The following is a 24,852-nucleotide window of genomic DNA, read 5'->3' as shown; positions in this document are numbered from 1 at the left end:
AAAATGCGCACTAATTGGAATGGGAACTTAATGGCGCACGCAGGGATAGGCGGCACTTAACGCCAGCATGATCACCGACGGTGCGGAATAATGCAGTTGCTCAGGATGCTCGTTCAAATACTGCATCACCGCGTCGGCGGCTACGCCGATGCTCATCCCGGCTTCCGGGCAGATATTGCGATTGCCCTGCATGGAATAAGTATCGAATACGCCGGCGACGTATCCCATGAACATGCCGCCATTCAGCGCTTCGGCCACGGTGGCTTCACCGCTTTTATTTTTTACGTAACCGCTGGATTCCGCCAGCAGACCACTGCCCGAATAAAACCCCGCATTTGCCATTGAGGAAAATAATAAGGCCGCTAAAAAAGAAACCTGTTTAATCATTGCTGCGCATCCTGCCCATTATCAATTCTGAAGTCTTCAAGAATAGCGGCTTTCACACGAAATAGCGTCGCTTCAGCCGATTTTCAGACAATGGGCAAGGTGGCAACAATTGACATCAACGGAAAGGCGCCGCGTCGCCCGCCCCCTCACGCACCACTTCCGGCGAGGATTCGGTCAGATCGATCACCGTGGTCGGCTGTTGGCCAAGGAAGCCGCCGTGGATCACCAGATCGACCACCTTGCCCAAATGATCGTTGATCTCTTCCGGATCGGACTCGGCAAAATCATTGCCCGGCAGCATCAGGGTGGTGGACATCATCGGTTCGTTCAGCGCCTCCAGCAGCGCCAATGCGATCGGGTTCGACGGCACGCGCAGGCCGATGGTTTTGCGCTTTTCATTCATCAGGCGGCGCGGCACTTCTTTGGTCGCTTTCAGAATGAAGGTGTAGTTGCCCGGCGTATTGTTTTTAATCAGGCGGAACGCCGTATTATCGACGTGCGCATAAGTCGACAACTCGGACAGATCGCGGCACATCAGGGTGAAATTGTGGTTGCCGTCCAACTGACGGATGCGGCAAATGCGTTCCATCGCCGCCTTCTCCTCCAACATGCAACCCAGCGCGTAGCCGGAATCGGTGGGATAAACGATCACCCCGCCCTTGCGCAGCACCTCAACCGCCTGGTTAATCAAACGCGGCTGTGGGTTGTCCGGGTGAATATAAAAAAGCTGACTCATGACTTGCTCCTAAAATGATGCCCGCGCGCGTTGCCACGCGCGAAAAATCAGACCGCCTCGCCAGGCTGCGGCCAATCGCGCCACACCGGCTCGACCCCGCCCGGCAGCCACAGTTTGCGGCCCAGTTCGATCCACGAACAAGGCTGATGAAAATCAGATCCTTGCGAGGCCAACAGGCGGTAGTCCTGGGCGTATTTCGCCAACTGCGAGCGCTCATGCGGCGCCTGCTGACACTGCGCCACTTCCATGGCGTCGCCGCCGTGTTCGGCGAAATGCGCCAGCAAACGTTTCAACCACTTCGCGGTCAGATCGTAACGGCCGGGATGCGCTATCACCGCCTGGCCGCCCGATTGATGAATCGCATCAATGGCTTGTTCTATTGTACACCACTGCGGCGGCACGTAGCCGGTTTTGCCTTTGGCCAGATATTTCTTGAACACCTGCGCCATGTTGTCCGCCACGCCAATCTCCACCAGGTAACGGGCGAAATGGCCGCGGGTCACCGCACCGGCCCCCGCTAACCGCTGGGCGCCGGCATAGGCGTCGGGAATGCGCGCTTTACCCAGACGCGTGCCGATCTCCTGCGCCCGCCGGTTGCGACGTTCGGTTTGTTCCGCCAATAGCGCCACCAGCGCCGGGTGCGCGACGTCCATGCCCAACCCAACGATATGAATTTCATGGTTTTCCCACAGCGTCGAGATTTCCACCCCGTTGACCAGCCGCAGCGGCAACGCCTGCTCCGCAATAGCGGCGGCGGCCTCAGCCAAGCCTGCGGTGGTGTCGTGATCGGTGATCGCCAGCACGCCCACGCGCATCTCTACCGCCCGCAGCACCAGCTGCGTCGGCGTCAGGTAGCCGTCGGAGGCGGTCGTGTGGCTGTGGAGGTCGTACAGAGTAAAAGCGATGGATGAGGGGTTACTGTCTGTCAAAACGGCTATCCGGCAATGGCTTGGCTTTCTATCATACCCGCGATCGGCGGCCGGACGGAAATCTATTCTGCGCCAGGCAGACGATGAATAGAATTCACGCTGATCGCTAAAACATTGTGCAAAAAGAGGGTTGACTTTGCCTTCGCGAACCAGTTAACTAGTACACAAGTTCACGGCAACGGCCGTGTCGGATGAGAGTTAACAAAGAGAGTCTGCAAATGAACACATACATTTCTCTTCACGGTTGGTGGCGTACCTCCCTCTTGCGGGCGGTGTAATCGCGCATAGCTGTCATCTGACAATGCAGATTTCCTGAGCCCGCACCTGATGCGGGCTTTTTTATGGGCAGAATTCACTGGAACCACCGATGATGAACACCAAACCACAATTGACACTACTGAAGGCGCAAGCCAGCTACCGGGGCGATCCCACCACCCTTTTCCACCAGCTGTGCGGCGCCCGTCCGGCCACCCTGCTGCTGGAGTCGGCGGAAATCAACAGCAAACAGAATCTGCAGAGCCTGTTGGTCATCGACAGCGCGCTGCGCATTACCGCACTGGGCCACACCGTCAGCGTGCAGGCGCTGACCGCCAACGGCGCGGCGCTGCTGCCGCTGCTGGACGAAGCGCTGCCGCCCGAAGTGCGCAATCAGGCACGCCACAACGGCCGCGAACTGACCTTCCCGGCGATCGACGCGGTGCAGGATGAAGACGCCCGCCTGCGTTCACTGTCGGTGTTCGACGCGCTGCGTACGCTGCTGACGCTGGTGGACTCTCCGGCGGACGAGCGCGAAGCCGTGATGCTGGGCGGCCTGTTCGCCTATGATTTGGTCGCCGGTTTTGAAAACCTGCCGGCGCTGCGCCAGGATCAACGCTGCCCGGACTTCTGCTTCTATCTGGCGGAAACCCTGCTGGTGCTCGATCACCAACGCGGCTCGGCCCGTCTGCAGGCCAGCGTCTTCAGTGAGCAGGCGAGTGAAGCGCAGCGTTTACAGCACCGCCTGGAACAGCTGCAGGCTGAGTTGCAACAACCCCCGCAGCCAATCCCGCACCAAAAGCTGGAAAACATGCAGCTGAGCTGTAACCAGAGTGACGAAGAGTACGGCGCGGTGGTCAGCGAGCTGCAGGAAGCGATCCGCCAGGGCGAAATTTTCCAGGTGGTGCCGTCGCGCCGCTTTTCCCTGCCATGCCCGGCGCCGCTGGCGGCCTACCAAACCTTAAAAGACAACAACCCCAGCCCGTACATGTTCTTCATGCAGGATGATGACTTCACCCTGTTCGGCGCTTCGCCGGAGAGCGCGCTAAAATACGACGCGGGCAATCGCCAAATCGAAATCTACCCGATCGCCGGCACCCGCCCGCGCGGCCGCCGTGCCGATGGGTCGCTGGATTTGGATCTCGACAGCCGCATCGAGCTGGAAATGCGCACCGACCACAAAGAGCTGGCCGAGCACCTGATGCTGGTCGATCTGGCACGCAACGATCTGGCGCGCATCTGCCAGGCCGGCAGCCGCTACGTGGCCGACCTGACCAAAGTAGACCGCTATTCGTTCGTCATGCATCTGGTTTCCCGCGTGGTGGGCACCCTGCGCGCCGATCTCGACGTGCTGCACGCCTACCAGGCCTGCATGAACATGGGCACCCTCAGCGGCGCGCCGAAAGTGCGGGCGATGCAGCTGATCGCCGCCTCCGAAGGCACGCGCCGCGGCAGCTACGGCGGCGCGGTAGGCTACTTCACCGCCACCGGCGATCTGGATACCTGCATCGTCATTCGCTCCGCCTACGTTGAAGACGGCATCGCCACCGTGCAGGCCGGCGCCGGCGTGGTGCTGGACTCCATCCCGCAGGCGGAAGCCGACGAAACCCGTAATAAAGCCCGTGCCGTGCTGCGCGCCATCGCCACTGCGCACCATGCCAAGGAGGTGTTCTGATGGCCGATATCCTGCTGCTCGACAACGTCGACTCCTTTACCTACAACCTGGTCGATCAGCTGCGCGCCAGCGGCCATCAGGTGGTGATTTACCGTAACCAGATCGCCGCCGAGGTGATCATCGAGCGTCTGCAACAGATGGAACAGCCGGTGCTGATGCTGTCGCCCGGCCCTGGCGCCCCTTCCGAAGCGGGCTGTATGCCGGAACTGCTGCAGCGTCTGCGCGGCCAACTGCCGATCATCGGCATCTGCCTCGGCCACCAGGCGATCGTCGAAGCCTATGGCGGCCAGGTCGGCCAGGCGGGCGAGATCCTGCACGGCAAAGCCTCGGCGATCGCTCACGATGGCGAAGGCATGTTCGCCGGCATGGCCAATCCGCTGCCGGTGGCGCGCTACCACTCGCTGGTCGGCAGCAATATCCCGGCCGATCTCACCGTCAACGCCCGTTTCGGCGAAATGGTGATGGCAGTGCGCGACGACCGCCGCCGCGTGTGCGGCTTCCAGTTCCACCCGGAATCGATTCTGACCACCCACGGCGCGCGCCTGCTTGAGCAGACCCTGGCCTGGGCGCTGGCGAAGTAATATAAGGAACACGACGATGCAACCTATTCTTGAGAAACTGTACCGCGCCGAGTCGATGAGCCAGCAGGAAAGCCAACAGCTGTTCAGCGCCATCGTGCGCGGCGAGCTGGAGCCGAGCCAACTGGCGGCGGCGTTGATCAGCATGAAAGTCCGCGGCGAGCGCCCGGAAGAGATCGCCGGCGCCGCCAAAGCGCTGCTGGACGACGCTCAGCCGTTCCCGCGCCCTGACTATCTGTTCGCCGATATCGTCGGCACCGGCGGCGACGGCACCAACAGCATCAATATTTCCACCGCCAGCGCCTTCGTGGCGGCGGCGTGCGGCGCGAAGATCGCCAAACACGGCAACCGCAGCGTCTCCAGCCGTTCCGGCTCTTCGGATCTGCTGGCGGCGTTCGGCATCCGCCTGGATCTGCCGGCGGAAGAGGCGCGCAAGGCGTTGGACGATCTCGGCGTGTGCTTCCTGTTCGCGCCGCAGTACCACACCGGTTTTCGTCACGCCATGCCGGTGCGCCAGCAGCTGAAAACCCGCACGCTGTTCAACGTGCTGGGCCCGCTGATCAACCCGGCGCGCCCGCCGCTGGCGCTGATCGGCGTTTACAGCCCGGAACTGGTACTGCCGATTGCCGAAACCCTGCGCGTGCTGGGTTATCAGCGTGCGGCGGTGGTTCACGGCGGCGGCATGGACGAGGTGGCGATCCACGCCCCGACGCACGTGGCGGAATTGAACAACGGCGAAATCAGCAGCTACCAGCTCACGCCGCAGTCCTTCGGATTGGCAACCTATCCGCTGGAAGCCTTGCTGGGCGGCACGCCGGAAGAAAACCGTGACATTTTGGCGCGGCTGTTACAAGGTAAAGGCGAGCCGGCGCACGCCGCGGCGGTCGCGGCCAACGTCGCGTTGCTTCTGAAGTTATTCGGACATGAAGACCTGCGCCAAAATGCGCGGCAGGCACTGGATATGATCAACAGCGGGCAGGCCTATGAGCGTGTCATCGCACTGGCGGCAAGAGGATAAATGATGCAGGAAACCGTGCTACACAAGATTGTCCGCGACAAAGCGCAATGGATCGCGGCGCGACAACAGCAACAGCCCCTGGCCGGCTTTCAGAACGACATCGTGCCGAGTGAACGCAGCTTTTATCACGCGCTGCAGGGCACCCGGACGGCTTTCATTCTCGAATGCAAGAAGGCCTCGCCTTCCAAAGGGCTGATTCGCGAAAACTTTGATCCGGTAGAGATCGCCACGGTGTATAAAGATTTCGCCTCGGCGATCTCGGTGCTGACCGACGAGAAATACTTCCAGGGCAGCTTCGATTTCCTGCCGCTGGTCAGTAAAACCGTCAGCCAACCGGTGTTGTGCAAAGACTTTATCATCGATCCGTATCAGATTTACCTGGCGCGCTACTATCAGGCCGATGCCGTCCTGCTGATGCTGTCGGTGTTGACCGACGACCAGTATCGCCAGCTGGCGGCGGTAGCCCACAGCCTGAATATGGGCGTGCTGACCGAAGTGATCAGTGAAGAAGAACTGCAGCGCGCGATCGCGCTGGAAGCGCGCGTGGTCGGCATCAACAACCGCGATCTGCGCGATCTGAGCATCGATCTGAACCGCACCCGCCAGCTGGCGCCGCGCGTGCCGCATGGCGTGACGGTGATCAGCGAGTCAGGCATCAACAGCTATGGGCAGATCCGCGAACTGAGCCATTACGCCAACGGCTTCCTGATCGGCAGCGCGCTGATGTCGGAACCCGATCTGCGCGCCGCCGTGCGCCGCGTGATCCTCGGCGACAACAAAGTGTGCGGCCTGACTCGCCCGCAGGACGCCGCCGCCGCTTATCAGGCCGGTGCCATCTACGGCGGATTGATTTTCGTCGGCCGTTCACCGCGCTATGTGGACATCACCCGCGCCCGCGAAGTGATCTCCGGCGCGCCGCTGAAGTATGTCGGCGTGTTCTGCGATGCCCAGCTCGATACCGTGGCGTTGACCGTTGAGCGCCTCGGGCTGCATGCGGTGCAACTGCACGGCGCGGAAGACCAGGCCTATATCAGCGCCCTGCGTGCCCGTTTGCCGGCCGATTGCCGCATCTGGAAAGCGCTGAGCGTGAAAGATCGGGTGCCGGCGCGCGATCTGCAGCATGTCGATCGCTACCTGCTCGACAACGGCGCCGGCGGCACCGGCCAACGCTTCGACTGGTCGGTATTGCAAGGCGAAGATCTGACTAACGTGATGCTGGCGGGCGGCCTGCGCGCCGACAACTGCGTCGAAGCGGCCAAGCTCGGCTGCGCCGGGCTGGACTTCAACTCCGGCGTGGAAAGCGAACCGGGCATCAAAGATCCCGCGCGCCTGGCCTCGGTCTTCCAGACCCTGCGCGCCTACTGAATACGGCTCTACATTAATAACGGATAATAACGGGAACTCTCATGACGCTGCTTAACCCCTACTTCGGCGAATTTGGTGGCCAATACGTGCCGCAAATTCTGATGCCGGCCCTGAAACAACTGGAAGAAGCCTTTGTCAGCGCCCAGCGCGATCCGGCGTTTCAGGCGGAATTTATCGATCTGTTGAAGAACTACGCGGGCCGCCCGACGGCGCTGACGCTGTGCAAAAACCTCACCGCCGGCAGCAACACCAAGCTTTATCTGAAGCGTGAAGACCTGCTGCACGGCGGCGCACACAAGACCAACCAGGTGCTGGGTCAGGCCTTGCTGGCCAAGCGCATGGGCAAAACCGAGATCATCGCGGAAACCGGCGCCGGCCAGCACGGCGTCGCGTCGGCGCTGGCCTGTGCGCTGCTCGGCCTGAAATGCCGCATCTATATGGGCGCCAAAGACGTTGAGCGCCAGTCGCCGAACGTCTTCCGCATGCGGCTGATGGGCGCGGAAGTGATCCCGGTGCACAGCGGCTCCGCTACGCTGAAAGACGCCTGCAACGAAGCGCTGCGCGACTGGTCCGGCAGCTATGAAACCGCCCACTATATGCTCGGCACCGCCGCCGGCCCGCACCCGTACCCCACCATCGTGCGTGAATTCCAGCGCATGATCGGCGAAGAGACCAAAGCGCAGGTGCTGGAGCGCGAAGGCCGCCTGCCGGATGCCGTCATCGCCTGCGTCGGCGGTGGCTCCAACGCCATCGGCATGTTCGCCGATTTTATCGATGACGCCGAAGTGGGCCTGATCGGCGTGGAACCCGCCGGCCTGGGCATCGAAACCGGCCAGCACGGCGCGCCGCTCAAGCACGGCCACGTCGGCATCTACTTCGGTATGAAAGCGCCGATGATGCAGACCGCCGAAGGCCAGATTGAAGAATCCTATTCAATCTCCGCCGGGTTGGACTTCCCGTCCGTCGGGCCGCAGCACGCCTTCCTGAACAGTATCGGCCGCGCCGAATACGTGTCGATCACCGACGACGAAGCGCTGGAAGCGTTCAAGGCGCTGTCGCGCCATGAAGGCATCATCCCGGCGCTGGAATCCTCGCACGCCCTGGCGCACGCGCTGAAAATGATCCGTGAAACGCCGCAGAAAGAACAGATCCTGGTGGTCAACCTGTCCGGCCGCGGCGACAAAGACATATTTACCGTTCACGACATTTTGAAAGCACGGGGAGAAATCTGATGGAACGTTATCAGCAACTGTTCAAACGCCTGGAAAGCAACAAGGAAGGCGCCTTCGTCCCGTTCGTGACGCTGGGCGATCCTAATCCGACGCTGTCGCTGCAGATTATCGACACCCTGATCGAAGCCGGCGCGGACGCGCTGGAGCTGGGCATCCCCTTCTCCGATCCGCTGGCGGATGGCCCAACCATCCAGAGCGCGACGCTGCGCGCTTTCGCCGCCGGCGTCACGCCGACCCAGTGCTTCGAGATGCTGGCGGCTATCCGCCAGAAGCACCCGACCATTCCCATCGGCCTGCTGATGTACGCTAATCTGGTGTTCCATAAAGGCATCGATGGGTTTTACCAACGCTGCGCCGAAGTGGGCGTGGATTCGGTGCTGGTCGCCGACGTGCCGTTTGAAGAGTCTGCGCCGTTCCGCGCCGCCGCCGCTCGCCACGGTATCGCACCGATCTTCATTTGCCCGCCGAACGCCGATGACGATCTGCTGCGCGAAATCGCTTCGCACGGCCGCGGCTATACCTACCTGCTGTCGCGCGCCGGCGTCACCGGCACCGAAAGCCGGGCGCAGCTGCCGCTGCATCACCTGGTGAACAAGCTGCGCGAGTATCACGCCGCGCCGCCGCTGCAGGGCTTCGGCATCTCCGAGCCCGAGCAGGTGAAGGCCGCTCTGCAGGCCGGGGCCGCCGGCGCGATCTCCGGCTCGGCCATCGTCAAAATCATCGAACAGCACCATGCCAACCCGGCGGAGATGCTGACCAAGCTGGCGGCCTTCGTCAGCAATATGAAGCGCGCCACCCGGGCGTGATCCTCTCCAGCGAGCGCCCCGCCGGCGCTCGCTTTAACAGCTTGTTTCCCCTCAAAGTTTGTTCCATTTATTTACAGCAAAAATTTGAACAAACGCAGGTCTTGTCTCACAATGAACTTTGTTCGCTATGCATTTCTTCGTTTGATTTGGGGAATGCGCTCGCTGCGGCGAAAAACCGTACGAGTTTCAACCATAACATTGCATGGAGAGTAATTTATGAAGCTTTTTAAAACCCTTTCGGCCTTGTGCATGGCAGCCGTTGTGGCGGTCGCGGTGAGCGCTTGCGCGCCGACGGCGAAATCTGAGGGAACGGGCGGTTATATCGATGACACGGTGATCACCACCAAAGTGAAATCGGCACTGCTGGCGGATAAAAACATCAAGTCACGTGAGATCAGCGTGGAAACCTTTAAAGGGCGCGTACAGCTGAGCGGTTTCGTGACGTCCAGCGATGACGCTAATCGTGCGGTGCAGGTCACTCGCGGCGTTGCCGGCGTGAAATCCGTTGAAAACGTGATGCAACTTAAATAATACCGACACAGGGAGGCGCAACGCCTCCCTGTTTGTGGCCTTCATCAGAAGCGGTAACCCGCCCCGAACATGAACACCCACGGATCCAGACGCGTATCGAAGCTGTGGTGCCCACCGTTCGCATCGTTGAAGCGAGTTTTGGTTTCGATGTTCATCCACCACACCGACATGTTCAGCATCCAGTGCTCATCCAGGTTGTAATCCAGGCCGGCCTGCGCCGCCACGCCCCAGGAATCTTTCAGATCGAGGTTGCTCAACCCGGCGCTTTTGCCGTAGTCGTTGAACTTCTCGTCAAAGAAAGTGGTGTAGTTAACGCCGACGCCCAGGTAAGGACGCAGCTTATCCTGCTTGTCGCCGAAATAGTATTGCGCCATCAGCGTAGGCGGCAGTTGGTGAACGGTCGCCAAATCAGTACCGCCCAGCGTAACCTTGTGGCGGAATGGCGTTGCGGCCAACAACTCAACGCCGATGTTGTCCGTCACCATGTAACCGAAGGTCAGACCGAGCTGGGTGTTGTTTTTCGCATCCAGCGAACCCAACCCCAGCACGTTGTCCGAACCTGCATTTGGACGCACCGTCGCGGTGCCCGCGCGGAACAGGAAATCACCGGCCTGATGCGCACTTGCCAACATAGGCGCCATCATCGTCGCCAATACCATCAGAGTTGTCTTTTTCATTATCCATTCCATTTGTGTGGTTAATCACTCGAGGGGGAATATACCTACTTTCGGGTATTTGTGATCCCATCGAGATCACATCTTATGTGTAAAAATTTAAAATCCTACTAAAAACAAGGTTACCTAACCGTCTAATAAATCAAGGATTGATCTGCATCAAAAAATCGATTTTGTTGCAAATTATCTACATGTTCAAATTTCTGTTGCGGAGAAAAATGCGGCTGAGGTAATTTCATTTTCCGTGTTGGTTTTGGTTGGTGCCGTGAGGAGTCGGTGGGCAATCAAGATGAGCGAAATCCTTAATCCCTGTGTCAGCTGCGGCGCATGCTGCGGTTATTTTCGAGTGTCATTCTATTGGGCCGAAGCCGAAGACGGCGGCGGCACCGTTCCCCTTTCCTTAACAGAGCCTTTGACTCCGTTCCTGCGCTGCATGCAGGGGACCAACAGCAAGTCCCCCCGCTGCAGCGCGCTGGACGGTGAAATAGGTAAAGCCGTTTCCTGCTCGATCTACCTTAATCGGCCCAGCCCGTGCAGGGAGTTCGATCAGTCCGGTGAAAACGGCCTGCGCAACGAAGCCTGCGATCGCGCCCGGGAACGCTACGGCCTGCCGCCGTTGCCGGTGCCCTTGCCGCTTTCGCTGCCTGAGACGACGATCGTTGAAGAAATAGGCGTAGTGCAATTCGCGGGGTGCCACAGCGGCGTGGAACAGGGTACAATCACCCACTGATTTATCTCTGTTTTCCCGACGCCAAGGAGTCTGCATGCCTATCACGGCCAACGCTTTGTACCGTGACAGTTTTAACTTTTTACGCAACCAACTGGCCAGCATCCTGATGCTGGCGCTGTTGACGGCGTTTATCTCCGTGCTGCTGAATCAGGCCTTCAGCCCTGATGCCGAACAGTTGGCGACGCTCGCTGCCACCACCAGCGATTTCGCCTCGTCTACCGGCATGGGCATTCAGGAAGTGATCCAGCAGATGACGCCGGAACAGCAGATGGTGTTGCTGAAAGTGTCGGCGGCCGCCACCTTCTCTGCGCTGGTCGGCAACGTGCTGCTGGTCGGCGGGATGCTGACGCTGATCCGTCTGGTGTCGCAAGGGCAACGCACCAGCGCCCTGCGCGCGCTTGGCGCCTCGGCGCCCGACTTGCCGCGCCTGCTGCTGCTGCTGTTTATCTGCACCCTGCTGATCCAGCTCGGCCTGACGCTGTTTGTGGTGCCGGGCGTGCTGATGGCTATCGCCTTCGCGCTGGCGCCGGTGATCGCCTCCGTCGATAAAAAAGGCGTGTTCGCTTCGCTCAAGCTGAGCAGCAAATTGGCTTTCGCCAATGCGCGCGTGATTGTGCCGGCGATGATGCTGTGGCTGGCGGCCAAGCTGCTGGTGCTTTTCCTGGTGAGCCATCTGTCGGTGCTGACGCCGAACGTCGCCAGTGTGGTGCTGACCGCGTTGAGCAACCTGGTCTCCGCCCTGCTGCTGATCTACCTGTTCCGGCTGTATATGCTGCTGCGCGGCTAACGCCGGCGTAAGCAAAAACCAAGGGGCACGCTTCGGCGCGCCCCTTTTTTGTTTACCCCACCACGGCGGCTTCCGCCTGCTCCTTACTCTGAATCAGCTTCAGCGCCAGGTACAGGTCCGGCACCAAAATCAACTCTTTATCGCGTCCTAAGCGGTTGATGCGGAACCAACGCGTCAGTTCGGTGCGACGCCCCGCCAGCACCAGCCTTACGTTACGCTGTAACAGATCGCGTTTCAGTTCATCGATGGCCGCCAGCACGCTGATATCGGCATGGGTAAAACTGGCCACCGCATCCACCACCACCCAACGCGGCTGGAACGGCGTGCCGTCGACCAAATTGAGGATACGGCGTTTGAAATACGCCACGTTGAAATAGGTCAGCGGCGAATTGAAGCGATACATCATGACGCCAGGTACCGCCTTCACCCCATTGTTATTGCCCATGGAATGGATCATACCTTCATCGTTGACGCCCAGCAGTTGCTCCGTCGGCCGGAAGACAGTGCGCAGAAACTGCATCAGCCCCAGCAACACCGCCAGCCCAATGCCGCTGATCACGCCCACCAGCAGCACGCTGAGGAAGGTAAACAGCGCCAGGCGGAACGCCTGCGCGTTGCGACGGCGCAAGATCCAGATGCCGCGGATGTCCAGCAGCGACCAGGCCGCATACATCAGCACCACACCCAATCCCGCCACAGGAATAAACTGCAACGGCGCCATCAGGAACAGCAAGACAAAGGCGATGACAGCGGCGGCGATGATCGACACCAACTGGCTCTTGCCGCCGTTGGCGTCATTCACCGCGGTGCGAGAATCTGCGCCGCTGATGGCGAAACCTTGCGACAGCGCAGAGACGATATTCACCAGTCCCAGCGCGCGAAACTCAGCGTCGGCGTTCACCTCATAACCGTTTTTGGCGGCGAAGCTGCGGGCGGTGAGCATCATGCTGACAAAACTCACGACCGCCAGGTTAAGCGCCGGGATCACCATATCGCGCAGCAAACCGGGCTGGAAGTCCGGCCACTGGACGATCGGCAGCACGCCGCTGAAACCGCCCACCGTCACCACGCCATGCTGCTGCAGGCCGCCCGCCCAGGTCACGAACGCCGCCAGCACGATAGCGAACAGCGGCGCCGGCCAATTAGGCCGCCATTTTTTAAATCCAAGCAGCGTCACCAGCGTCAGCAACGACACCGCCATCGTCAGCCAGTCGCTGTGCAGCAGGTTACCGGGCAGCGCGTAGATGCGCTCGATCAACTGTGCCGGGCGCATCGTAAACCCCAACACCTTGCCGATCTGATCGACGATAATGGTGATCGCCACCCCGTTCAACAGCCCGCTGAGGATCGGCCGCGACAGCAGATCCGCCAGCGCCCCCAGCTTGAACCGGCTGGCCAGCAGGCACCAACCGCCCATCATGGCGGTCATCATGATGGTCAATTGCCAATGGCGTTCCATATTGCCCGCCGCCAGCGGCGTCACCACCGCGGCGATCACCGCACAGGTGGCGGCATCGGGCCCGACGATCAGCTGCCGTGACGAGCCGAACAGCGCATAGGCCACCATCGGCAAGACGCAGGAATAGAGCCCCACCACCGGGCTGACCCCGGCCAACTCTGCGTAGGCGATAGCCACCGGCAAGGCGACGGCGGCGACGGAAAGACCGGCGCGAATATCCGGCTTGAGCCAGCTGCGTTGATAGCCCAATAAATGCGTCAAACCAGGCGTCAGGGCCTGGAGAGATTTCCACTGCATGCTGTTTTCCGCGGTAAATTATCTGGTTATTATGACGCTTACTATGCGGCCTGCGGCTTGCGCTGGCAATGCGCCCGCGCTTTCTTGCGTAAGTTTATGCAAATTCCTGCTTTCGCGGCAGAAATCCGCCGGCCAAACGCCGATAATCGGCAGCGCCCGGCGGTACACAGAGCTCGCCGAATCCGGTATAGTCGGCCGATGAACAGATGATGGATTGATTTATGAAGCAGTTTCTTGATTTCCTCCCGCTAATTGTCTTTTTCGCTTTTTACAAGCTGTACGACATTTACGTCGCTTCCGGCGCGTTGATTGTCGCCACCGCGCTGGCGCTGGTGTTCACCTGGGTGAAATACCGCAAGGTCGAGAAGATGACGCTGATCACCTTCCTGATGGTGCTGGTGTTCGGCACCCTGACGCTGGTGTTCCACAACGATTTGTTCATCAAATGGAAGGTCACGGTGATTTACGCGCTGTTCGCGCTGGCGCTGCTGATCAGCCAATGGGTGCTCAAAAAACCGCTGGTTCAGCGCATGCTGGGTAAAGAGCTGACGCTGCCGGACAAAGTATGGAGCAACCTTAACCTGGCCTGGGCGGTCTTCTTCCTGGCCTGCGGCCTGGCGAATATCTATGTCGCCTTCTGGCTGCCGCAAAGCGTCTGGGTCAATTTCAAAGTCTTTGGCCTGACGGTGCTGACATTGGTCTTCACCCTCCTCAGCGGTATCTATATTTACCGGCACATGCCGGAAGAACAGAAAAAATAGTTACAAAATTGTTAATGCCTGCGGCGCTTGCCGCGGGCAGTATGATGTTATTCCCTCCTTTTAAAAGCAGACTGCTATGACACAACAACGACCTTTACCCAGCGGCGAGCTGGTGCTGCGCACGCTGGCGATGCCGGCCGATACCAATGCCAACGGTGATATCTTCGGCGGCTGGCTGATGTCGCAAATGGACATCGGCGGCGCCATCCAGGCAAAAGAGATCGCCGAGGGGCGCGTAGTGACGGTACGCGTAGACGGCATGACCTTCCTGAAACCGGTGGCGGTAGGCGACGTGGTTTGCTGCTATGCGCACTGCATCCGCACCGGACGCAGCTCGATCACCATCAATATCGAAGTGTGGGTCAAAAAAGTCTCTTCCGCCCCGATCGGCCAGCGCTACCGGGCGACCGAAGCGGTGTTCACCTATGTGGCGGTCGATGCGGAAGGCAACTCGCGCGCGCTGCCTGAGGGCAAAATGAATTTCCGCGTCGGCTTCGAAGAATAAACTGACGCTACACTGCAAATGCAAAAAGGGTCGCCGAGGCGACCCTTTCTTTTTGGTATGACCGAACTCAGTTCAATTCGGTCGTGCCGTTCAGCTTGAAGCGGATAGTGACGGTGCGATCTTTCGCTTCTTTGGCTTCATAGCGCCATTTGCGCATCGCCTGCTTCACTTCACGCTCAAACATGTTGCGCGGTTCGGCCGACAAGATACGCACGTTGCTGACGCGCCCGTCGCTGTCGATATCAAACTGCACCCGTACGCTGCCTTCGATCTGTAAAGCCTGGGCCCGCGGCGGATAGAGCGGATTTGCGCGGCTGATCGGCCTTGGGCCGAGCTCGCGCGAGTTACCCTGCACCGGCGCGGCAGGCGCCTGTTTCACCGGCGCTTTGTCGATCGGCTTGGCCGGCGAGTCGTTGTTGAACGGCGACGGTTCGCGCGGCTCGACTTTTTTCGGCTCCGGTTTCACCTGTTTTTCGACCTTCGGCTTCGGCTTGGGTTTCGGTTTCGGCTTGACCGGCTCCGGCTTCACCATCGCCTTCGGCGGCGGCTCCACAATAGGTTCTGGTTCTGGCTCCGGCTCAGGTTCGACCTGCGGCGGCTCCGGTTCGGCCGGTGCCGGCGGTGGCGGTTCGGCCATCGCGGCGGTATTGACCATCATGACGCTGATCGGCGCGTCCTCTGGCTTCGGCAGCTCCACCACTTCTTTTACCGAAGCGTAAAGCAATCCCGCCACCAGGGCGCTGTGCAGGCCTACGGATAAGACGAAAGGCACGGATATACGGCGATTAAGGAACATCTTTTTTAGCGGCATAATGATTCTGTTTCCTCTGGTTCGCCAAGTTTAAATGCAAATAGCAATCATATTCAATAACGAAAGGCAAACTATCGCTTTAATCGTCAGTATGCGCGGCTAAAACCAGCAAACTCATAAGGATATTAACCTGGCCGTTGCTTTTTTACCGCCGGGGCGACACGCTTTATTAACGTTTGGCCAGGCGTCAAAAAGTAAAAAACCCGCCGGAGCGGGTTAATTTCGGTGAGTCAGCGTTATTCTTCATCGCCATAGTAAAGCACGCCCAGCTTGATCAGCGGCCGCCCTTGCGCCTTACGGTGCAGGTTGGTGTCGCGCAGCGAATAGACGCAGCCGCAGTATTCCTGCTGATAGAAGCGTTCGCGCTTGCTGATCTCTATCATGCGCGATGAACCGCCCTTCTTGCGCCAGTTGTAATCCCAGTACACCAGATCGGGATACTTTTCCGCCGCGCGGATGCCGCAGTCGGTGATCTGCTGCATGTTCTTCCAGCGCGAGATGCCCAGCGAGCTGGAGATAGTGTCGTAACCATGCTCATGCGCATACAGCGCCGTGCGCTCGAAACGCATATCAAAACACATGGTGCAACGAATGCCGCGCTCCGGCTCATTCTCCATCCCCTTGGCGCGGGCGAACCAGTTGTCGGTGTCGTAATCGGCATCGATAATCGGCACCCCGTGCTGCTCAGCGAAACGGATGTTCTCTTCTTTACGCAGCAGATACTCTTTTTGCGGGTGAATGTTGGGGTTATAGAAGAAAATGGCATACTCGATCCCGGAGGCCTGAATCGCTTCCATCACCTCGCCGGAACAGGGCGCGCAGCACGAATGCAGCAGCAGTTTGTTTTTGCCCGCCGGCAAATCGAGTTTTTCCCTTACCAGTTCCGTCATGTCCTCACCTCAATGGCATATCAGTTTAAGCGCGCCGCACTATACGAATAAAAAGTAGCGGCTTCAAGGCATAAGCGCCAATCCGCCGGGAAATTCGCCCTATGCCGTTCCCCTGCCGCGCCTTTTGCGCTACCTTGGTAGCACCGTTTTATAGCCATGATTTTAAAGGTGAAACATGCTTTATCTGATCTACGCGCAAGACGTCCCCAATTCGCTGGAAAACCGTCTGGCGGTGCGCCCGGCACACCTGGAGCGCCTGCAGGCGCTGCGCGACGCCGGCCGTCTGGTGGTCGCCGGCCCTAACCCGGCCATCGACAGCAACGATCCCGGCGCTGCCGGCTTTACCGGTTCGACGGTGATCGCCGAATTCGCCTCGCTGGCGGAAGCCCAGGCCTGGGCGCAGCAGGATCCCTATATCGCCGCCGGCGTCTATGCCGACGTGACGGTGAAGCCGTTCAAACAGGTGTTCTGATATCCAGACCGCCCAATACCGGGAACGCCCCGCGATACAGCGTTCCCGGCCCCAGCCACCTCTCTCCGTCACCGTCGTGCTCGATTCGTCTTCCCCACGCGGCCGATATTCATCTTCCCCACCGTAAATACTCACCGATGACGCTTTCCAGCATCGCCACCGCCGGTTGGCTGGCGGCCGTGGCAGAACGGAGCAGTTGCACTTCATGTGATGCGACCGGCGGCAATTCTTCGAGTATCCGCATCGCCGCCGAAACCCGTGCGCGGTCGAGCAGCGTGACGGCCAATCCTGCCTCGACGGCAGCCGCCACCACGCTGGCCGAAGGGCTGCTCACAACCACACGCCAATGCCTTCCCGCCCTGGTCAATGCATCGATCATAGCCTCACGATAAGGGCAATCGGCGGCATGCAACGCCAGCGGCAGTGGCCGGTTAGCCTGCAGCGCCAGCGAACGGCCTCCGGCCCACACCGGCGCAGTCACCGCGAGCGGTGTCTGGCACGGTTTCCCCGAGGGTTGAACCACCAGCGCGAGATGCAGCCGATTACGGCCAACTTGTTCCGCCAGCGCCTGACTGGCAGCGGTAGAGACCTCCAGTTCCACCGCGGGAAAACTGTCGGCAAACCGCGGCAAAATATGGCGTATCACATGGGAAGCGTACTCATCAGGCAACCCCAATTTGATATGGCCGCTTAGCGGCGCGCCCTGCAGTTCCCGCAGAATATCGTCATGGGCGCTCAGCAGCCCGAGCGTCGAAGCCAGCAGTTTGTTGCCCAGCGGCGTCAACGCCACGGACTGATTGTCACGCTCCAGCAGGCGGCCGCCCGCCACCTGTTCCAGGCGCCGGATATGCACGCTCACGGCGGCGGGGCTGCGATTGACAAATGCCGCCGCCGCGCGAAATTGCCCCAAACGCGCAATAGCGTGAAAAGTGCGCAAGAGATCGATATCCAATGTCGGCCGCATGATTTAACCCCATTAAACAACTGAACGAAAATTATTCGATTTATTAAATTATAGCCACTCACTACCATCGGGCGGAAAGGAGGTGACCATCATGTCCCTGGCACCATTTCGCCCCTCTTCCCGCTGCGGCAAACATCGCGGCAGAGCCGCCCTCTGGCTGGCTGCGGCCGAGATCCTGCTGATCGTGGCCTGGAGCTCCGGCTTCGTCGGCATCCGCTTCGCCGCCGATTACGCGCCAGTGTTGCTGGTGGCGTTCTGGCGCTGCGTGGTGGTCGCGTTCGCGTTGCTGCCGCTTAGTGTGCGTGCCATCAGGCGCGCATCTCCGCTGACGATAGCTGTTCACGCCGGGATTGGGTTGCTCGCCATGACCGGTTACCTGACCGGCGTCAGCAAAGGCATCGAATATGGCGTGCCGGCCGGGTTGGCCGCGCTCATCGCCGATTTGCTCCCGCTCGGCACCGCGCTGCTGAGCATGCTGTTGCAACGCCGCTTGCCCGATGGCCGCGTTTGGTCCGGGTTAGCCTTGGGGGTTAGCGGGGTAACGCTGGCGACCGGCAGCGCCATCTCATGGGGAGACGCCCCATTGTGGAGTTACCTGTTGCCGCTGGCGGGGATGTTGGCGCTGGCGATGGCAACGCTGTGGCAGGAACGGCTGCCGCAGACGCAAGCAATGAGTTTGCCAGCCTCGCTGGGGATACAAAGTGCGGTTTCCGCGCTGGCTTTCGCGGCCATGGCCGGCGCGGAAGGGCCGCTGCTGCCAACGGTAACGACGGGGTTTGTGATCGGCGTGCTTTGGACCGCGCTACTGGCAACGCTGGCCGGCTACGGTCTGTACTGGTTTTGTCTAAGGCTCACTTCTGCGCTGCGCGTGACGAGCCTGCTGTTTCTCAGCCCCTTCGTCACCTTCTGCTGGGCAGGGTTAATGTTCAATGACCCCCTTTCCTGGCCCATGCTGCTAGGCGCGGCGGTGGCAGGAAGCGGTTTATGGCTGCTAATCCGTCCCGCCGGGCGGGATGAGCCCAAAACAGCGCAACGCGCTGAAAAATGACGGATAAGGCGAAAGGCGGCGCCGTTATGCGACGAGTTTTCCCCGCACCACCACCTTGCCCGGCTTGATCTCGGGGTCGGCAATACGACGGATCGCCAGATTCAACGCTTGCCAGGCGATCTCTTGCAAGTCGTGTGACACGCACGGGAAATGAAAACCGTAGATCTCGGCATGTGAAACCTCATCGATGCTGAACAACGACACGTCCTGCATCAACGGCAGCCGATGTTCGATGCAGGCTTTGATAATGCCCAGGGAGATCTGGTTATTGCAGCCAACGAAAAAGTCCGGGGCGCGGTGATTGGCCAGCCAACGGCTCGTCTCTTGCCAGGCGACATCCATAAAGAAATCGGCATACAGCACTTCAAACGACGCCACTTTCCCTTGCAGCGCCGCCTGCAGCCCTGTGACCCTGTCCCGTGCAACGTTGGAGTTCTCCGGCCCGGACACCACCACCACCCGCTGCGCTTTCTGTTCCAGCAGCCAGCGCCCCGCCTGAAGACCGCAGTCCAGGTTATCGATATACACCCCGCTGCAGTGGCGATTGTCCAGCTCACGGTCGATCAATACCACCGGGATATTCAATGTTTCCAACCGCTTTAGATAGGAAGGCTGGTACAGATGATCGTTGGAAATGACCGAGAGAATGATCGCATCGACGTTGTAGCCAATCAGTTTGTCGATGATTCTGTCTTCGCTTTCCTGAGACTCATAGGAATCGAACACCAGGGTGTCATATCCCATTTTTTGCGCTTCAAGCGTCATCAACCGCGTCAGGCCGCCAAAGAATGGGTTGGCCATATCAGGGTTGACGATGCCGATGGTTCTGCTGCTTTTCGCCCGCAGGTTGCGCGCCGCAGCATTGACCACATAACCGAGTTCGGCAGCGGTCTCCCGAATGCGGCGCAGCGTTTCCGGATGAACCTTGTCCGGCTGTGAAAATGCCCGCGACGCGGTGATTTTACTGACGTTTGCCTGTGCGGCCACGCTAGCCAGCGTCGCTTTCCGTCCTCGCCCCACCGCCAAATGCAGCTCCTTAGCTTAAAGTTATCATTTTGTACCATTAACAACATCATGACAGAACTTTCATCGTGGCGCTAATGGTTTACGCCTGCCAGCCGGTTAATCCGGGGATCGGTAAAGATATCCAGCTCGTCACGGCTCTCGGAAGAGAACTCGGACACCACCGCTCCCCGCTTTCCAGCCTGAAACCAGTGCCGGGTATTGGGCGCGATAGTGTATTGTTCGCCCGGCCGCAAGAGGATATAGCGATTGCAGGTATACCACTGCTCCGCGCCTTCCGGCACCCGGCATACCGGTTCACCGCCGGCGTCATTAAGCGTCAGGTTTTCATCGTCGACAAACAGAAACACCTCGCCCCAACGGCAGCGAAACGTCTCTTGCTTGCCGGGCGTGCCGGCAAAAGGAGGATGCAAATGCTCTGGGCAAGTCTGCTCAGGAAACAGCACCAACTCTTTCGCACAATACCGAGGTGAGTTGACATAGGTCAGCAGCTGCAGCCCTGAGACAGGATAGTCGGCCAAGCCAAACGTCGCAATTTCAATACGTTGCTGCTCTTCTTCGGTCAGAACGATGTCCGCCTCGCGCAAATATTCCAGCGTAGCGGCTATGGCACGTTGTTGTTTGTTCATCATTTCCCCTGCAAGGTAACGGTATCGATATCAGAATGCTGATATTAAAACCGTCATTACATCGGCGATTTTGTGATCTTCATCCCCATATTGAATAACAACCCACCAGCAAAATTAACTCCCATCGAGTAATTCCAACATCGATCACAGTTTAACCACCCGCTTTAGCCCACTATCGCCGCATTGAAATGATATCGTTACCATAAAAATGATTCACCAGGAGGCAATATGAAAGCATTAGTGTTGGCCAAGGCGGGGGAAATCGCTATCGAGGACGTCCAGCTTGCCGAAACGCTGGGGCCCGATGATGTGCAGATAAAAATTCATTCCGTGGGCATCTGCGGCAGTGATGTGCACTATTACCAACATGGCCGCATTGGCCCGTTCGTGGTTAACGCCCCGATGGTGCTCGGCCATGAAGCTTCTGGCGTGGTGCTCGCGACAGGTAAAAACGTCACTCACCTCAGTATCGGCGATCGCGTTTGCATGGAACCCGGTATTCCGGATCTCAACTCGGCGCAGACGCGCGCCGGCATTTACAACCTTGACCCGGCAGTGCGCTTCTGGGCGACGCCGCCGGTGCACGGCTGCCTGCGCGAAACCGTTATCCACCCTGCCGCCTTCACGTTCAAATTGCCGGACAACGTCAGTTTCGCCGAAGGCGCCATGGTGGAACCCTTAGCCATCGGCATGCAAGCAGCCACCAAAGCCGGGATCAAACCCGGCGATATCGCGCTGGTGATCGGCGCCGGGCCGATCGGCGTGGTCACCGCTCTCGCGGCGCTGGCGGGCGGCTGCTCGGACGTCATTATTTGCGACCTGTTTGACGAAAAACTCGCCGTTGCGGCCAGTTATGAGGGGCTGCACGCCGTCAATATCAAAACCGGCGACCTGGCGGGGAAAGTGGCCGCGCTCACCAGCGGCAATGGCGCCGATGTCGTGTTCGAATGCAGCGGCGCAAAACCGGCCATCGCTACGCTGGCCGAACATGCGGCGCCAGGAGCGACCGCCGTGCTGGTCGGCATGCCGATCGATGCCGCACCGATGGATATCGTCGCCGCGCAGGCCAAGGAAATCACCTTCAAGACCATTTTCCGCTACGCCAACATGTACCCGCGCACGCTGCGGCTGTTGAGCAGCGGCAAATTGCGCGTCCAGCCGTTGATAAGCCAAACCTACAAGTTCTCCGACAGCGTGGCCGCCTTCGAGCGCGCGGCGGCGGGACATGCCTCGGACATCAAAATCATGCTGGAAATGGAGTGATCCTATGGCGCTCTATGCTGGCATAGACTGCGGTACGCAAGGCACGAAAGTCGTGATTGTCGACAGCACACAGGGCGTGATCCTCGGTGAGGGCAACGCCCCTCACCGTCTCATCAGCCAAGCCAATGGCCGGCGCGAACAGGAGGCCGACTGGTGGATCGAGGCGCTGGTCATCGCTTTTCGCCAAGCCGTGACTAACGCCGGTATTGATGCCGGGGAAATTCATGCTCTGGGGGTCTCGGGCCAACAACATGGATTTGTACCGCTGGACGCAGACGGCAACGTGCTGCACAGCGTCAAGCTGTGGTGCGATACCGAAACCGCAGAGGAAAACGAACGGCTCCTGCAGCAGCTCGGCGGTGCCAACGGCTCGCTGGAAACACTCGGCCTGCGGATCGCCACCGGTTATACCGCGTCAAAAATCCTTTGGTTCAAGACACACCATCCGGCGTTGTGGGCAAAACTGCACACCGTATTGTTGCCTCATGATTATTTGAACTTCTGGCTGACCGGAGAGCGCGTAGCGGAATACGGTGACGCTTCCGGCACCGGGTTGTTCGATGTGCGCACCCGTAGCTGGAGCAAAACCGCCGTCGATCTCATCGACGACAGCGGCCGTCTGTGGCAAGCCCTGCCGCCGCTCAAAAACGCGGAGTGCTGCATCGGCACGGTGCGCCCCGCCGCGGCGGAAAAACTCGGCCTCGGCCCAACGGTGCGGGTATCGACCGGCGGCGGCGACAACATGATGGCGGCCATCGGTTCCGGCAACATCGAGGCCGGCACCCTCACCCTGAGCCTGGGCACCTCCGGCACGCTATTCGCCTGGTCTGCCGCCCCCGTCGCGGCGGAATCAGACATGATTGCCGGCTTCTGCTCCAGCACCAACGGGTGGCTGCCATTGATTTGCACCATGAATGTCACCTCGGCCACCACCGCGGTACAAACGCTGCTGGACGAAGACCTTGCCGGCTTTAACGGTTTATTGGCGCAGGCCTCACCCGGCGCAGGCGGTGTCGAGATGCTGCCGTTCTTCAATGGCGAACGCGTTCCGCCGTTGCCTCACGCGCGCGCCAGTCTGCATAACCTCGATAGCGACAATTTTACCCGCGCCAATCTCTGCCTGGCGGTGGTCGAAAGCGCCACCTATGGCCTGCGCTATGGCATCGAGCTGTTTCGCCGTCAGGGCATTGAAGCGCGCGAGATCCGCCTCACCGGCGGCGGCGCTCGCAGCGCCGCCTGGCGACAAATCGTCGCGGACGTGATGGGGTGCCCGGTGGTCTGTCTGAAAGCCAAAGAGACCGCTGCGCTGGGCGGCGCCATTCAGGCGATGTGGGCGACGACGTTGGCCGACGATCCGCTGCGGAATGCCGGCGCGTTGCTGTCCGAACTGTGCCAACGTTTCGTTGCGCTGGATGAGGCCACACGCGCACGGCCACATGCCGGCAGACGGGCGCAATACGAGACGCTTTATCAACGGTACCTGCAACGCTTGCAGCAGACTTACCCGGAGGTGCAACTGTGACGCGAGATCCCCATACGCAAGCGCCCGCCTACCTGCTGGAGGTCAGCGGCGTCAGAAAAGCCTTTGGCCCGGTCGTGGCGCTCAAGAATGCGGAGTTTTGCCTGCGGCGTGGTTCCATCCATGCCCTGTGCGGCGGCAACGGCGCGGGTAAATCCACCTTTCTCAGCATTCTGATGGGCTTTATTCAACCCGATGGCGGCGACATTTTTATCAATGGCCAACGCTGTGAATTTCATCATCCCCGGGAAGCCCTCAACGCCGGCATCGCCATCGTGCAGCAGGAACTGAGCGCGATCCCGGATCTGACGGTGGCCGAAAACATTTGGCTGGGCCGTGAGCCGAGACGCCTGGGGTTCGTCGATTTCGCCACGCTCAATCAACGCACCACCAGCCTGCTCAAGGAACTCGATTTCAAGATCGACGCCCGAGAGAAAATGCGCAACCTGAGCGTCGCCGAGCAGCAGCTGGTCGAGATCGCCAAAGCGCTGTCGCATGCCAATGCCGACATCATCATCATGGATGAACCCACCTCGGCGATTGGCGAGGAGGATGCGCAAAAAATCTTTCAGACGCTTCAGCAACTGGCGGCGAAAGGTAAAGGCATTATTTACGTCTCTCACCGTTTGTCAGAGATATTTCAAATTGCGGACAGCTACACCATTTTCCGCGACGGCGCCTATATCCATGAAGGCTATATCGCCGACATTACCCGTGAGCAGTTGATCGAACACATTATCGGCGGCGAGTACGACAGCGAGTTCGCCAAATTCAATCAGCCCGGCGAAGAGGTCTTGCTGGAGGTCAACAGCCTGTGCTGGCGCAGCAAGATAAAGGACATCAGCCTGCAGCTTAAGCACGGTGAGATCCTGGGCATCTACGGGCTGGTGGGGTCGGGCCGCAGCGAATTTCTCGATCTTATCTTCGGCATTCAGCATGCCGACAGCGGCACGATCCGCTTGGGCGACAAGACGCTTAACCGCCATTCCCCGCGAGAGGCCATCGACAGCGGCATTGCCTACGTGACGGAAGATCGCAAGGAAACCGGCCTGGTGCTGTGCCGTTCCGTCAGTGAAAACATCAATATCGCCTCTTTTGCCGGCATCAGCCGAATGGGGTTCGTCAGCGAGAAACGGGAGCAGGCGCGAACCCGCGACATGATCCAGCGCTTTAACGTTAAAACCCACGATGGCGAACAGCCCGTGGGCAACCTGAGCGGCGGCAACCAGCAAAAAGTGGTGCTGGGCCGCTGGGCGCTGCTGGATCCGGAGGTGTTGTTGCTCGACGAGCCGACGCGCGGTATCGACGTCGGCGCCAAGAAAGAGATCTATCGATTTATGTCGGAGTTCGCCTTGCAAAACAAAGGGATCATCATGGTTTCCTCCGAGCTTTCGGAAATTATCGGCATGAGCGATCGCATATTGGTGTTTCGTGACGGGCAGTTGGCCGGCGAGCTTTCGGCGGCCGATGCGACTCAGGCAGCACTGATGAAACTTGCGGTTTAACAG

24 protein-coding genes, 1 pseudogene and 1 other annotated feature are annotated in these 24,852 nt (G+C 59.6%); of the genes and pseudogenes, 15 read left to right on the top strand and 10 right to left on the bottom strand.

The window, feature by feature from the left end:
* Nucleotides 1–27: 27 nt before the first annotated feature.
* From ACJ8PN_RS15930 to rnm, 3 genes are all read right to left on the bottom strand, one after another.
* Entirely contained in the window at nucleotides 28–387 is a 360-nt protein-coding gene (locus ACJ8PN_RS15930) for a Rap1a/Tai family immunity protein (protein ID WP_004932057.1), read from the bottom strand.
* A 115-nt stretch (nucleotides 388–502) separates the two neighbouring features.
* Entirely contained in the window at nucleotides 503–1,123 is a 621-nt protein-coding gene (locus tag ACJ8PN_RS15925) for an L-threonylcarbamoyladenylate synthase (protein WP_004932058.1), read from the bottom strand.
* 47 nt (nucleotides 1,124–1,170) lie between these two features.
* A complete protein-coding gene (gene rnm / locus ACJ8PN_RS15920; protein ID WP_351109586.1) occupies nucleotides 1,171–2,052 on the bottom strand; it encodes an RNase RNM in 882 nt (293 codons plus the stop codon).
* 239 nt (nucleotides 2,053–2,291) lie between these two features.
* Nucleotides 2,292–2,395 (top strand) — a sequence feature (Trp leader region).
* Nucleotides 2,396–2,419: 24 nt separating this feature from the next.
* On the opposite strand from rnm, the gene ACJ8PN_RS15915 reads away from it, so the two are divergent.
* From ACJ8PN_RS15915 to ACJ8PN_RS15890, 6 genes and pseudogenes are all read left to right on the top strand, one after another.
* Nucleotides 2,420–3,982: an anthranilate synthase component 1 gene (locus tag ACJ8PN_RS15915; protein WP_351109588.1), complete on the top strand. Its 1,563-nt coding sequence runs from the start codon at nucleotides 2,420–2,422 to the stop codon at nucleotides 3,980–3,982.
* Nucleotides 3,982–5,578: pseudogene (trpD, locus tag ACJ8PN_RS15910) on the top strand (bifunctional anthranilate synthase glutamate amidotransferase component TrpG/anthranilate phosphoribosyltransferase TrpD). Before ACJ8PN_RS15915 ends, trpD begins: the two are co-directional and overlap by 1 nt.
* A gap of 3 nt (nucleotides 5,579–5,581) precedes the next feature.
* Complete coding sequence (trpCF, locus tag ACJ8PN_RS15905; RefSeq protein ID WP_172402668.1) at nucleotides 5,582–6,943, top strand: bifunctional indole-3-glycerol-phosphate synthase TrpC/phosphoribosylanthranilate isomerase TrpF; 1,362 nt, start codon at nucleotides 5,582–5,584, stop codon at nucleotides 6,941–6,943.
* A gap of 41 nt (nucleotides 6,944–6,984) precedes the next feature.
* Nucleotides 6,985–8,175, top strand: coding sequence for a tryptophan synthase subunit beta (gene trpB / locus ACJ8PN_RS15900; protein WP_015378068.1), 1,191 nt, complete (start codon nucleotides 6,985–6,987; stop codon nucleotides 8,173–8,175).
* On the top strand, nucleotides 8,175–8,981 hold the full coding sequence (gene trpA, locus ACJ8PN_RS15895) for a tryptophan synthase subunit alpha (RefSeq protein ID WP_171454151.1): 807 nt from the start codon (nucleotides 8,175–8,177) through the stop codon (nucleotides 8,979–8,981). Before trpB ends, trpA begins: the two co-directional genes overlap by 1 nt.
* A gap of 216 nt (nucleotides 8,982–9,197) precedes the next feature.
* A complete protein-coding gene (locus tag ACJ8PN_RS15890; RefSeq protein ID WP_004932073.1) occupies nucleotides 9,198–9,512 on the top strand; it encodes a BON domain-containing protein in 315 nt (104 codons plus the stop codon).
* Nucleotides 9,513–9,556: 44 nt separating this feature from the next.
* Here the strand turns inward: ACJ8PN_RS15890 and ompW are convergent, their stop codons facing one another.
* Complete coding sequence (ompW, locus tag ACJ8PN_RS15885; RefSeq protein ID WP_004932076.1) at nucleotides 9,557–10,189, bottom strand: outer membrane protein OmpW; 633 nt, start codon at nucleotides 10,187–10,189, stop codon at nucleotides 9,557–9,559.
* A gap of 286 nt (nucleotides 10,190–10,475) precedes the next feature.
* On the opposite strand from ompW, the gene ACJ8PN_RS15880 reads away from it, so the two are divergent.
* Both ACJ8PN_RS15880 and ACJ8PN_RS15875 read left to right on the top strand, forming a co-directional pair.
* Entirely contained in the window at nucleotides 10,476–10,916 is a 441-nt protein-coding gene (locus tag ACJ8PN_RS15880; protein WP_031299680.1) for a YkgJ family cysteine cluster protein, read from the top strand.
* Nucleotides 10,917–10,950: 34 nt separating this feature from the next.
* Nucleotides 10,951–11,703 (top strand): YciC family protein, encoded by a 753-nt coding sequence (locus tag ACJ8PN_RS15875; protein ID WP_004932079.1) that lies wholly within the window; start codon nucleotides 10,951–10,953, stop codon nucleotides 11,701–11,703.
* Nucleotides 11,704–11,755: 52 nt separating this feature from the next.
* On the opposite strand, the gene ACJ8PN_RS15870 is transcribed toward ACJ8PN_RS15875, so the two are convergent.
* A complete protein-coding gene (locus ACJ8PN_RS15870) occupies nucleotides 11,756–13,459 on the bottom strand; it encodes a SulP family inorganic anion transporter (protein ID WP_004932080.1) in 1,704 nt (567 codons plus the stop codon).
* Between the two features lie 221 nt (nucleotides 13,460–13,680).
* Here ACJ8PN_RS15870 and ACJ8PN_RS15865 point away from each other — a divergent pair, with 221 nt between their 5' ends.
* Both ACJ8PN_RS15865 and yciA read left to right on the top strand, forming a co-directional pair.
* Complete coding sequence (locus tag ACJ8PN_RS15865) at nucleotides 13,681–14,220, top strand: septation protein A (protein WP_004932082.1); 540 nt, start codon at nucleotides 13,681–13,683, stop codon at nucleotides 14,218–14,220.
* 76 nt (nucleotides 14,221–14,296) lie between these two features.
* Nucleotides 14,297–14,725 (top strand): acyl-CoA thioester hydrolase YciA, encoded by a 429-nt coding sequence (yciA, locus tag ACJ8PN_RS15860; protein WP_004932085.1) that lies wholly within the window; start codon nucleotides 14,297–14,299, stop codon nucleotides 14,723–14,725.
* A 67-nt stretch (nucleotides 14,726–14,792) separates the two neighbouring features.
* On the opposite strand, the gene tonB is transcribed toward yciA, so the two are convergent.
* Both tonB and ACJ8PN_RS15850 read right to left on the bottom strand, forming a co-directional pair.
* Nucleotides 14,793–15,536, bottom strand: coding sequence for a TonB system transport protein TonB (gene tonB / locus ACJ8PN_RS15855; protein ID WP_171454152.1), 744 nt, complete (start codon nucleotides 15,534–15,536; stop codon nucleotides 14,793–14,795).
* Nucleotides 15,537–15,772: 236 nt separating this feature from the next.
* The gene (locus ACJ8PN_RS15850; RefSeq protein WP_015378073.1) at nucleotides 15,773–16,426 is read right to left on the bottom strand and encodes an epoxyqueuosine reductase QueH; all 654 of its coding nucleotides are present in this window, start codon (nucleotides 16,424–16,426) and stop codon (nucleotides 15,773–15,775) included.
* A 175-nt stretch (nucleotides 16,427–16,601) separates the two neighbouring features.
* Between ACJ8PN_RS15850 and ACJ8PN_RS15845 the strand changes: the two genes are divergently transcribed.
* On the top strand, nucleotides 16,602–16,898 hold the full coding sequence (locus ACJ8PN_RS15845; RefSeq protein WP_171454153.1) for a YciI family protein: 297 nt from the start codon (nucleotides 16,602–16,604) through the stop codon (nucleotides 16,896–16,898).
* A 109-nt stretch (nucleotides 16,899–17,007) separates the two neighbouring features.
* On the opposite strand, the gene ACJ8PN_RS15840 is transcribed toward ACJ8PN_RS15845, so the two are convergent.
* Nucleotides 17,008–17,862 carry a LysR substrate-binding domain-containing protein gene (locus tag ACJ8PN_RS15840; RefSeq protein WP_442535060.1) on the bottom strand — a complete coding sequence of 285 codons (855 nt, stop codon included), beginning with the start codon at nucleotides 17,860–17,862 and terminating at the stop codon, nucleotides 17,008–17,010.
* A gap of 91 nt (nucleotides 17,863–17,953) precedes the next feature.
* Between ACJ8PN_RS15840 and ACJ8PN_RS15835 the strand changes: the two genes are divergently transcribed.
* A complete protein-coding gene (locus tag ACJ8PN_RS15835) occupies nucleotides 17,954–18,910 on the top strand; it encodes a DMT family transporter (protein WP_411260820.1) in 957 nt (318 codons plus the stop codon).
* Nucleotides 18,911–18,934: 24 nt separating this feature from the next.
* Here the strand turns inward: ACJ8PN_RS15835 and ACJ8PN_RS15830 are convergent, their stop codons facing one another.
* Nucleotides 18,935–19,936, bottom strand: coding sequence for a LacI family DNA-binding transcriptional regulator (locus ACJ8PN_RS15830; RefSeq protein WP_025303060.1), 1,002 nt, complete (start codon nucleotides 19,934–19,936; stop codon nucleotides 18,935–18,937).
* Between the two features lie 71 nt (nucleotides 19,937–20,007).
* Entirely contained in the window at nucleotides 20,008–20,562 is a 555-nt protein-coding gene (locus tag ACJ8PN_RS15825; RefSeq protein WP_021503837.1) for a D-lyxose/D-mannose family sugar isomerase, read from the bottom strand.
* A 228-nt stretch (nucleotides 20,563–20,790) separates the two neighbouring features.
* On the opposite strand from ACJ8PN_RS15825, the gene ACJ8PN_RS15820 reads away from it, so the two are divergent.
* Genes ACJ8PN_RS15820 through ACJ8PN_RS15810 form a run of 3 tightly spaced genes read left to right on the top strand, consistent with a single transcriptional unit; the run spans nucleotide 20,791 to nucleotide 24,849 of the window.
* Nucleotides 20,791–21,825 (top strand): NAD(P)-dependent alcohol dehydrogenase, encoded by a 1,035-nt coding sequence (locus ACJ8PN_RS15820; protein WP_004932112.1) that lies wholly within the window; start codon nucleotides 20,791–20,793, stop codon nucleotides 21,823–21,825.
* Between the two features lie 4 nt (nucleotides 21,826–21,829).
* Nucleotides 21,830–23,347 (top strand): xylulokinase, encoded by a 1,518-nt coding sequence (xylB, locus tag ACJ8PN_RS15815; protein ID WP_442535059.1) that lies wholly within the window; start codon nucleotides 21,830–21,832, stop codon nucleotides 23,345–23,347.
* A complete protein-coding gene (locus ACJ8PN_RS15810) occupies nucleotides 23,344–24,849 on the top strand; it encodes a sugar ABC transporter ATP-binding protein (RefSeq protein WP_437188779.1) in 1,506 nt (501 codons plus the stop codon). The genes xylB and ACJ8PN_RS15810 overlap by 4 nt, the downstream gene beginning before the upstream one ends.
* The last annotated feature ends 3 nt before the right edge of the window (nucleotides 24,850–24,852 follow it).

Origin of the sequence: Serratia sp. CY76391 (assembly GCF_052166695.1) — a bacterium.
Taxonomy (GTDB): domain Bacteria; phylum Pseudomonadota; class Gammaproteobacteria; order Enterobacterales; family Enterobacteriaceae; genus Serratia; species Serratia nematodiphila.
The sequence above is the reverse complement of the archived record's forward strand: the minus strand, read 5'-3'. Positions and strand labels throughout refer to the sequence as shown.